Origin of the sequence: Streptomyces sp. UNOC14_S4 (genome assembly GCF_020740835.1) — a bacterium.
In the GTDB taxonomy this organism is placed as follows: Bacteria; Actinomycetota; Actinomycetes; order Streptomycetales; family Streptomycetaceae; genus Streptomyces.
The window spans coordinates 1-2396 of the sequence record NZ_JAINFC010000785.1 but is presented as its reverse complement, the minus strand read 5'-3'; the positions used below and the strand labels follow the sequence as shown (position 1 = coordinate 2396).

Here is a 2396-nt window from a genome sequence, read left to right as displayed (position 1 = left end):
GTCTGGGGGGCCGCGCTGGCGGGCGCGGTGGGCGTGGGGCTGGTGTTCGCGGTGACGATGCCGGGCGCGCTGGCGTTCCTGTCGTTCCAGCGGGCGCGGGGCACGGAGGTGGAGTCGCTGGGGTCGCTGGTCTTCCACCTGGGGCGGCACCTCGGCTGGCACGGCCACGCCCGGCTGAACTACGGCTCGGTGGAGTTCCTCGGGCGGTACGTGCACACCGTGAGCAGGCTCGCGCTGGGCCTGACGGTGCTGGCCTTCGGCTGGCTGCTGGTGTGGCGGCTGCGGGCGCGCAGATTCACGCCCTGCACCCTGCCGGACGCGGCATTCGCGGCCGTCCTCCTCTTCACCACGACGAGCCGGGTGATCAGCCCGCAGTACGTGGTCTGGCTGATCGGCCTGGCGGCGGTCTGCATGACGATGCGGTCGACGCGGCAGGGCCTGCCCATCGCGCTGGTGCTGCTCGCGGCGCCGCTCACCCAGCTGGAGTTCCCCATCTGGTTCTCCCATGTGGTGGCGAGCGACAAGCTGGGCGTCGCGACCCTGGCCCTGCGCAACGGGCTGCTGGTCGCGGCGACCGTCATCTCCTGTACCCGGCTGTGGCGGGAGACGGTCACCAAGGCGGGCCCCGCGGACAGGACGGACCCGCCCGCGGAGAAGGAGGAAGCGGCGCTGTCCGTCGGCTGACGGCCCCTCCCGTCGGCCGCTCCCGTCAGCCGAGACTGCTCGCGACGTAGGCGCGCCACTGCTGGGTGAAATCGTCCTGCGAGACGCCCAGCACGTCGTGGAGGGCGGCCGACAGCGCGCCCGGGCGCCGCTGGTGATGGCCCACCGCGCGGTAGAACGCGACGAGTTTCCCGTCGCCCCACCGCTCGGCGATCATGCGGCAGGCCAGCCAGCCCTCCTCGTAGGCGCGCGCGAGGCGCCCCTGCTCGCCCGCGAAGCCGAAATCGGCGTCCGCGGGCAGCTCCTTGGGCTGTTCGCCCGAGCCGACGGCACGGGCGAGCTCGGGGGCGACCTGGCGGGCGGTACGGCCGGTGCCGCGGTAGGCCGCCCAGTCCGCGAAGCCCTCGGAGAGCCACAGCGGGGTCGCCGCCGAGGTCAGGGCACGCGTCGCCACATGCGTGGTCTCGTGGGTGAGGACGACCTGACGGCCGAAGTCGCCGAGCTGCCCGTACGCCTCGGGGTTGACGATGACCCGGTCGGCCGGGGCGTTGCCGGAGCCTCCCACCTCGCCCGTGGTGACGGCGGCGATGCCGCGGTAGTTCGAGACGGGCGAGTCCAGGAGATCCGCCATCCGGTCCAGCGAGGCGGGCATCTCGACGACGACCCGGCCGGGCCAGCCGCCCTGCTTCCCGCCCTGCCAGGCCGCGCTCACGGCGGGCACCGCGCGATCGGCGAGATCCGCGAGCGCCTTGAGCCGCCCCCGGTCCTGACCGACCCCCAGCACGAGGCTGTGGGCACCCCGTACGGTCACCACGGGGCCCTGCTGCCACAGCTGTCGGGGCCCGTGCCGGGTGTCCTCGGCGGTCACGTACCACTGGTCGTCCTTGCGCACGGTCGTGAACCGCGCCGTGGTGGTGACCGGGACCGCGTCGTAATCCGTCAGCCGGTACCGCAGCTCGGCCTCCACGGCGACGCGGTGCCCGTCACCACCGGAGGGGGCGAACCCGCCGAGGCGCGTCACGCGGTACTCCCAGGAGGCCAGGGGCACGTCCGCGAGATGGGCGAACTGCGCGCGCTGCTCGGTACGGAACCCGACGGCATCAGGGTCGAGCGCGGCGAGAAACCCCCGCTCGTCCCGCTCCCGCACCGCCTTGCCCCACCGGTCGAGCAGGGCGGTCACGGCCTTGCGGTCGTCGCCACCTTGCCCGCCGGGCAGGCTTACGGAGCCGCAGCCGCACACGACGAGAAGGGCGAGCAGGGCAGCTACCAGGGCTCGTACCATCCGGAGTGGCGCCCCCGTAAGGGGCGCGGGGAACTGCGCGACCAGCCACGACGCGCCCCGCAGCCGCGCGCCCTGCGCAAGAGACACCCCCGTAGGCGCACCGGGCACAGCCCCGCAGCCGACAGGCAGACCGCAAGGCCGTCCGCCAAGGACTCCACTCCACCTCCACCGGCCCGTCACGCATCGCATCGTACGAGCCACCCGCCGCACGCCGAACGCTCAGGCGGCACTCATGGCCGGGTGATGGAAGAAATCGGCATCATGTTGGCCGGGTCGTAGCGGACCCGCGCGCCTGGGTACGGGGCGTGCACCACCTGGCCGTTGCCGACGTACATGCCCACGTGGCTGGCGTCGCTCCGGTAGATGACCAGGTCGCCCGGCTGCGCCTCGGCGAGCGTGACGTGGCGGCCCGCGTGGCGCTGGGCCTGCGAGGTGCGCGGCAGGCCCACCC

General features: G+C 73.8%; 2 protein-coding genes and 1 pseudogene. 1 reads left to right on the top strand and 2 read right to left on the bottom strand.

Going from position 1 to position 2396, the window contains the following annotated elements; all coding sequences use genetic code 11:
* Window positions 1–684, top strand: a pseudogene (locus tag K6I34_RS35710) (hypothetical protein); the annotation flags it as partial.
* Between the two features lie 25 nt (window positions 685–709).
* Here the strand turns inward: K6I34_RS35710 and K6I34_RS35705 are convergent.
* Together K6I34_RS35705 and K6I34_RS35700 are read right to left on the bottom strand one after the other, a co-directional pair.
* A complete protein-coding gene (locus K6I34_RS35705; RefSeq protein ID WP_229332186.1) occupies window positions 710–1945 on the bottom strand; it encodes a hypothetical protein in 1236 nt (411 codons plus the stop codon).
* Between the two features lie 230 nt (window positions 1946–2175).
* Window positions 2176–2396 (bottom strand): C40 family peptidase (locus tag K6I34_RS35700; protein ID WP_229332185.1); only part of this gene is annotated, 221 nt, incomplete at its 5' end.

Bases quoted from the DNA above. Each gene is read 5' to 3' on its own strand.
- K6I34_RS35705 (WP_229332186.1), bottom strand. From the start codon at position 1,945: ATGGTACGAGCCCTGGTAGCTGCCCTGCTCGCCCTTCTCGTCGTGTGC.